The sequence below is a fragment of the Streptomyces sp. NPDC054841 genome (assembly GCF_053611045.1).
Map to the genome: position 1 here is coordinate 21,116 of NZ_JBSGZO010000063.1, position 6,433 is coordinate 27,548.

5 protein-coding genes and 3 pseudogenes are annotated in these 6,433 nt (G+C 68.0%); 4 read left to right on the top strand and 4 right to left on the bottom strand.

Annotated features, from left to right (window positions below):
- Positions 1 to 43: 43 nt before the first annotated feature.
- Positions 44 to 475, bottom strand: coding sequence for a hypothetical protein (locus ACWGI8_RS12090; RefSeq protein ID WP_453660168.1), 432 nt, complete (start codon positions 473 to 475; stop codon positions 44 to 46).
- Positions 476 to 558: 83 nt separating this feature from the next.
- On the opposite strand from ACWGI8_RS12090, the pseudogene ACWGI8_RS12095 reads away from it, so the two are divergent.
- The 3 genes and pseudogenes from ACWGI8_RS12095 to ACWGI8_RS12105 form a co-directional block, all read left to right on the top strand.
- Positions 559 to 906 (top strand): annotated as a pseudogene (locus ACWGI8_RS12095) (coenzyme F420-0:L-glutamate ligase); the annotation flags it as partial.
- A gap of 364 nt (positions 907 to 1,270) precedes the next feature.
- On the top strand, positions 1,271 to 2,125 hold the full coding sequence (locus ACWGI8_RS12100) for an SDR family oxidoreductase (RefSeq protein ID WP_453660170.1): 855 nt from the start codon (positions 1,271 to 1,273) through the stop codon (positions 2,123 to 2,125).
- Between the two features lie 761 nt (positions 2,126 to 2,886).
- Entirely contained in the window at positions 2,887 to 3,459 is a 573-nt protein-coding gene (locus ACWGI8_RS12105) for a dihydrofolate reductase family protein (protein ID WP_453660172.1), read from the top strand.
- A 203-nt stretch (positions 3,460 to 3,662) separates the two neighbouring features.
- Here the strand turns inward: ACWGI8_RS12105 and ACWGI8_RS12110 are convergent, their stop codons facing one another.
- The 3 genes and pseudogenes from ACWGI8_RS12110 to ACWGI8_RS12120 form a co-directional block, all read right to left on the bottom strand.
- Entirely contained in the window at positions 3,663 to 3,980 is a 318-nt protein-coding gene (locus tag ACWGI8_RS12110; RefSeq protein ID WP_453660174.1) for a hypothetical protein, read from the bottom strand.
- Between the two features lie 232 nt (positions 3,981 to 4,212).
- Entirely contained in the window at positions 4,213 to 4,788 is a 576-nt protein-coding gene (locus ACWGI8_RS12115) for an AMIN-like domain-containing (lipo)protein (protein ID WP_453660176.1), read from the bottom strand.
- Between the two features lie 176 nt (positions 4,789 to 4,964).
- A pseudogene (locus ACWGI8_RS12120) lies at positions 4,965 to 5,409 on the bottom strand (DEAD/DEAH box helicase family protein); the annotation flags it as partial.
- A gap of 813 nt (positions 5,410 to 6,222) precedes the next feature.
- Here ACWGI8_RS12120 and ACWGI8_RS12125 point away from each other — a divergent pair.
- Positions 6,223 to 6,433 (top strand): annotated as a pseudogene (locus tag ACWGI8_RS12125) (lytic transglycosylase domain-containing protein); the annotation flags it as partial.

The following is a 6,433-nucleotide window of genomic DNA, read 5'->3' on the forward strand; positions in this document are numbered from 1 at the left end:
CCCTCGCTGCGGCACTGAAGGGCGTACTGAAATGAATCGTGCGCTACTGAAGTCTTCCGTGCGGTCCGACAGCGGCCTCCGGTGCCGAGGGGTGGGACACATGGACGGCGAACTCATCACGGCGATCGCGGCGGCAGCAGTGAGCGCGGGCGCGGCGTTCGTCGCCATCTGGCAGGCGCGCATCTCCAAACAGTCCGCGAAGTACGCGCGCACCCAGGCGGACGCCGCCCAGGAACAGGTCGCGTTGATGCGCCGCCAGCTTGAGGCCGAGGACGACGCCCGGCACCAGGCCGCCGGTCCGCAGTTCGTCATCGACCAGGCGCACACCGATACCCGCGAGAACACTCCCTACGGCGTGCTGATGCTCAGGCAGGAATCCGGCCCGGCGCTCGCCTCCGTACTCGTAACCGCGTCCGGCGAGGGCGTCGAGGGCCTGCGCGGCGAGCGCGACGACAGCGTCATCGGCTTCCGCCATGTTGCTGAGACCGGCATCGGCCCGATGGCCGAAGGAAACGGCACACGAACGGTTCACGTGTCGACCGCGCCGAGCAGTGCGGCGCCTGGCTGCTCCCAGCCGACCCTGACGCCTCGGCCCGCCGCCTTCGAGACGAACTCACCGAGGCCACCGGCACGCGTCTCGCCGTCGTCATCGCCGACTCCGACGGCCGCGCCGACCGCCGCGGCGCCACAGTCATTTCCATCGGAGCGGCAGGCATCGCCCCGCTGCGCGTGTCCGAGGCACCCGGCGGCAAGCGGCAGGAGGAGACGTTCACGGACATGGTCACCGCGGCGGCTGGCATCATCCTGGGCCAGCGTGGCCGCGGCGCCCCGGTGGTCGTGCTGCGCGGCATCGCGTTCGAGACCAGCGACGAGGGTGTCGGCGCGATGCTCCACCACCGGCCGTGACAGCGCCGACGGACGCGTCCGTGGCCCGGCACCTGGGGGCCAACGTAGTGGTTTCCGCCCTCCCGCCGGGCGCCGCCGACCAATTGGCCTCCGGGTGGCCGAGCGCGGGGAACACGCTGCACGACGTTGTCTACCGGCCCTGGCCCACCCGGCTCGCCGGGGCCGCCCGGCGCGCGGGCCACCGTGGTTGGTGGCCCGCCCACGCTCTTGCACCAGGCCGCCCGTCAGGTTGAGCTGCAGACGGGATGCAGCCCGGCCCCGCTCGCGGCCATGCGCGACGCGGGCGTCCGGGCTCTGGCAGTGGTGTAGCAGCGGCCCGGGGAATGTGTCCGGCCACGAAGGCGCCAGGTCTACGCTGTCGCCCATGACGGTCCTGATCATCGGCGCCAGTGGGTTCCTCGGCACTGAGTTGGTCCGCCAGTCGAGAGCGGCAGGACACGCGACGGCCGCGACCTTCGCATCCAGGCCCGGCAGTGCTTCGGATGCCGCGTGGCAGGCACTCGACCTCCGAGACCCCGGCCGCATCGAAGCAGTCATGGCCGAGGTGAAGCCGCGCGTGGTCGTCAATGCGTCGAGCGGCGCCGCCGATTGGGCGGTCACGGCTGAGGGCCCGGTGCGCCTGGCGATGGCTGCGGCAGAGTACGGCACCCACCTGGTCCATGTGTCCAGCGACGCGGTGTTTTCCGGCGTCACCCGCGTCCACTACGACGAGTCCTGCCTTCCTGACCCGTTTACTCCCTACGGCGCGGCGAAGGCGGCAGCGGAGACAGGCGTGCGCCTCGTGGATCCCGATGCGGTTATCGCTCGGACCTCCCTGATCATCGGCGACCGGCGGTCTGAGCACGTAAACCTGGTGCACGCCCTGTTGTCCGGCACCCGGACCGGCGTGCTGTTCACCGACGACATCCGCTGCCCGGTGCACGTCGGCGACTTGGCCGCGGCCCTGCTGGAACTGGCGTTCTCTGGCGCACGAGGCGTGCACCATCTCGCGGGAGCTGACGCCGTCAGCCGTCACGAGCTCGGCGTCCTCATCGCCAGGCGTGACGGTCTCGACGCCTCCCGGCTGCCCGCGGGCCTGCGGGCCGACAGCACACTGCCCGGCGCCCTCGACGTGCGCCTCGACAGCCGGGCGACCCAGCGGGAACTGAGCACCACACTGCGCGGCGCTCGGCAGTTCTGCATGGCCACCAGCGTGGCCACCCAGCCCGTCGGCCCATGATCGAGCCAATGAGACGGGCGGCCCCGGGCGAGGAACGGCTTTCCTTTGTCAGGGGCGTGCTTGGTTGAGCGCCCGGGTTAGTTCGCGGTTCGCGGCTCGGGCTGCTTCGAGCTTGGCTTGGCGTTCTTCGAGCTGCGCTGTCAGGTCCACGTTCGTCTGTTCCAAGTGGACGATCTGGCGCTGGAGTTCTTCGATGGCGGCGGCGGTGCCGAGTCCTGATTCCTTCCAGGCTTGATCGCCTGGGGAGTTCGGAGAGCCGGTCTTCGAGTTGCCGGATCCGATCCGACGTCTTCAGCAGCTTGCTCGTCGCACGGGACCGCGTTGGGCCCTCGGTCCCCTCGGTCATACCCCAGACCGTGACACACCCGAGGCCATGGAACAGCCGCCGCCGCACGGCAGTCAGGGCCCGTGACACCAATGGCGGCGGAGGCCTGGGTGCCAGTCCGGGCACGGCGGCCTGGTGGCCAGTTCGTTTGGATCACCGAGCCCGACTACATCGAGATTCCGCACCACAGGTTGAGGCGGGGCATGCACCGCTCGTCGCTGTTGCGCTGCTGGTAAGTCTCGCGGTCGGGCCCGGGTGTGAATCCCCGAGGTGAACCGGATGGCCGAGGCCGCCGGGAGGGGCGGGCGACGACCGATGAGTTTCTCCGTGATCCGCAGTCAGAGATCATGGTTGGTGCGCCACGGCCGCGAGTGTGGTCGAAGCGTGCACCGACAGAACCTGCTGGGACCAGGCACGAGACACAGAGGAACCATAGATGCGTACCCTGATCAGCACCGCTTTCATCTCGCTCGACGGCGTCGTGGAAGCCCCGGGCGGCGAGCCCGGTTACCGAAACTCTGGGTGGACCTTCAAATGCGTCGAGTTCCTCCCCGAGGCGTTCGACATCAAGGGTCGGGAGCAGAAGGAAGCCACCGCGATGTTGATGGGCCGGGTCAGCTATGAGGCGTTCAGTCCGGTGTGGCCGGGCATGGAGGATTTCGCCGACTACAAGGTGATGCCGAAGTACGTCGTCTCCACCACTCTCACGGAGGACGACCTGGTGTCGAACTGGGGCGAGACCACGATCCTGCGCTCGCTCGACGAGGTCGCCGCATTGAAGGAGACCGAGGGCGGCCCGATCATCGTCCACGGCAGCGCCGCCCTGAACCGGAGCCTTTCGGATGCGGGTCTGATCGACCGTTACCACCTGCTCGTCTTCCCGCTTCTGCTTGGCGCGGGCAAGCGTCTGTTCAGCGACACGGACAAGGACACCCAGAAGCTGAAGCTGGTCGAGCACGAGGTGTACGCCAACGGCCTGCAGAAGAACATCTTCGACGTCGTCCGCTGACGATGCTCCCGCGCTCGCTCTGCCCTCGCTTCCCCGGACGCGTCACTCGTCGGAAGGACCTGCTCGGTGTTCAGTCGACCCAGGTCACCACCGCCGTCCCCGCGCTTACTGGCAGTGCTGTAGAAGCTTTGCAGCACAGTGAAGTGCTCGATGAGATACGTGCGCGGATCTCCGGTGAACTCTGCGAATCCGCCGGCTGCGCGCTATGCGGGGAGACTCTTGAGCAGGGGGCCGATGTCCATGGCTGCGAGCTCGCGGGCTACTTCGGTCACTGCCGCAGGAGCCAGGTGAGCGGGAGGGGCGTCGAAGCCGTCGTAGAACTCGGGATGGTCGAGAAAGGCGATGTCGCCATGGGGATCCCCCTCGATGCTGCGCTGAAGAACCCGGATGTGCTGCTCGTCGGCCTGCATACGCCGGTAGAACAAGAGGAGTTGCCAGATCGCCCAGTTGAGATCCAGGGTGTCGCATTCGGGCGGGCCCCACTGTGGGGATTCCGTCCGGCGAGGCCGCGGCGGTTTCACGGCACTGTTCAAGGTACTGCGGGGTCACCCGTGCGAGTTGCTGCGTCAACGCCATACGGCGGAGTATCACGGACCAGTGGCGGAGCAGGGCAGCGATTTTCACCCCACCGGCCCCTCACAGTCGCCGGGCTTCAGCTCCATGCGGCCCTCCACGACCGCCGTGCCTTCGAGCGTGTCTGCGTACGGGTGGGCTGCCCGGATGGAGGTGCGTCCGGGCAGCCCTCAGCGTTGCCTACCTGGTGTGTGCGACGTCCACGATGAGCTTGTCGCCGGACTGCTGCACTCGGAAGGGCAGCTTGGCTCGTACACCCAGGCCGATCTGGGTCTGGCCTTCGAAGCTCGCCCCGAACTTGGTGTCCGTGAACGTCTTGTATCCGGTGATCTTCACGCCGGGCAGCGGCTTGCCCGCCTTCCCGGCGTACGTCGGCTTGTGCGTCGCCGGGTCGTAGCTCGGCGCGGACACGAATATCTGCAGGATGGCGCCGCCGGTGACTGGTATCTGCTCGCCGGAGCCGTCCTGGTGGAACTTGGGCACGTAACCGACGTGGTAGCCGATCTTGCCACTCACGCCTTTGACGTCGAAGACCATGCGGTCGTAGCAGGTGCTCTGGCTGGTCGTGATGTTCCTCAGCGGCTTGGTGTCCGAGTCCGTCGCCGACTTGGTACCGCTGCCCCAGGCGGTCGAACAGGCTTCGGCCGAGGGGGCCTTGTCCACGGGACCGGTCGCGGCGCCGGCCGTCCCGGCGGTGGCCACCAGGCCGGCACCGGCCACCAGGAGTGCCGCGGCAGCTGTTCCTAACTTACGCATGACATACCTCAGAGAAAGGTTGACTACAGGGTTCATACGGGGGGCGGTGCCCCATCCGTGATCTTCACCCTACTCAGTCCCCATCCGTGTTCGTACTCGGATCACTTCTAGCTACACCGGCGTCCTACCTGCCTGGCCAGTGAGTGACGGCCTGGATCGGGGTGGCGAGAGCGCGGAAGCGGCCCGCGAACGCGGCCCTGGCCCATCGGTGCGTCGATGTCCTCGCGGTCCACCAGGGAGGCGTACGTGGCGAACACGACCACGGGCTCGCGCCCGACCCACAGGGCGCGCTGGATGGTTGGTGGTAGCGCGCACGCCTAGCTGCTCCAGGACTTCGTCCTTCTCCAGTGAGCACACGGCGACCATGGGGGAGCGATGGCCCACCAGGCGCCATGTCTCAGCGGTCTGCGCGAGCAGGTCCAAGGCCGACACCACCACAAGGATGTGGCCGCCGGGGAAGCTCTCCAGCGCGGCCGCGGCGGCGGTGATCGTCTTCCCGGATCCGGTCGCGGACACGATCGTGCCCCGCGCCCCCTGAGGGGGCACAGATGACCTTGCAGAGAATCCCACCCACTTGGGGAAACTCGCCTTCCGGTCGACCGGGTGTGCCCGGAGCTCAATGCCCGGCGTTCAATGATTCTCCTCCAGCTTTTTCTATGACCGTTTCGGGAAATCACCGGGCGGTGTGAAGGGGGACCAGCCCGTACCGTCCTCGCCCACCACAACCCGTTCGGCGAGCTGCGCCAGGACCTGCGACGGCTGGAGCCCGCTCCGATCGGCCACAGCCCGGATCCGTCGGCCGGATCCGTCGGCCGGATCCGTCGGCCGGGTCCAGCGGACAACCACAGCTCCGCCCGCGCTTCGTCCGCGCCTCCCGCCGCCGCGCCTCGAAGGCGGCCCGCGCCACAAGAGCACCGGCACGCCGCTCTTTGCGCTCCCGAGCCCATATCGAGCCCTGGGCGCCCTGCTCCGGCTCGTACGCGCCCCAACCGGCCGCAACCATCAAGTCCCTGACGCGCTGCCACCCAGGGTGCTTGGCTGCCCAGGCGTCAGCCGGCCGCTCCGGGTCCATCTCGAACTCGGAGGGGGAACCACCCCGCCGCAACTGCTCTGCTGTCTCACACCTACGAACAGCGGCCTCCGCTACCTTCTGCGCAACGGCGGTGATATCCAGACCATTTGCCCGGCGGGGGGACCTGATCATGTGCAACATCCTGAGCACTCCACATACGGTTCCCTTTTTCGGACGGCGCAAAATAGGCTCCGATCCGATGCAACCTGGCTCCGAGCCCGTGCGTATAGGATGCGAGAACCGCACTTCACATGGGGAGGGGATCTCATGTACTTGGACCGTTCGGCCGGTTGGACCGCTGGCCGTCTTGGCTCCGATATCGCGGCCTGTGTCGCCCGCGAGCCCGCAGTTGGGAGGCCGGAGTGAACCGGATTTCGGTCCGGGGATTCGCAGTGGTGTCGGCCACGGCGGTCACCGCTGTAGGCGCCGTTGCTGGTGTTGCCTCAAGCAGCACCGGTCGGCCCGGAAGCGACGCCGAGGCCACGGCAAGCGACGCGACGCTTCTCGCCGACATCCCGGCGGGTCAGCAGGCTCAGGTGCAGACCGCGTTGTTGACGCAGCAGGCCGACGCAC

Excerpts from the sequence above, each read along its gene's own strand:
- ACWGI8_RS12090 (WP_453660168.1), bottom strand. The coding sequence starts at position 475 with ATGGCGGAAGCCGATGACGCTGTCGTCGCGCTCGCCGCGCAGGCCCTC.
- ACWGI8_RS12100 (WP_453660170.1), top strand. The coding sequence starts at position 1,271 with ATGACGGTCCTGATCATCGGCGCCAGTGGGTTCCTCGGCACTGAGTTG.
- ACWGI8_RS12105 (WP_453660172.1), top strand. The coding sequence starts at position 2,887 with ATGCGTACCCTGATCAGCACCGCTTTCATCTCGCTCGACGGCGTCGTG.
- ACWGI8_RS12115 (WP_453660176.1), bottom strand. The coding sequence starts at position 4,788 with ATGCGTAAGTTAGGAACAGCTGCCGCGGCACTCCTGGTGGCCGGTGCC.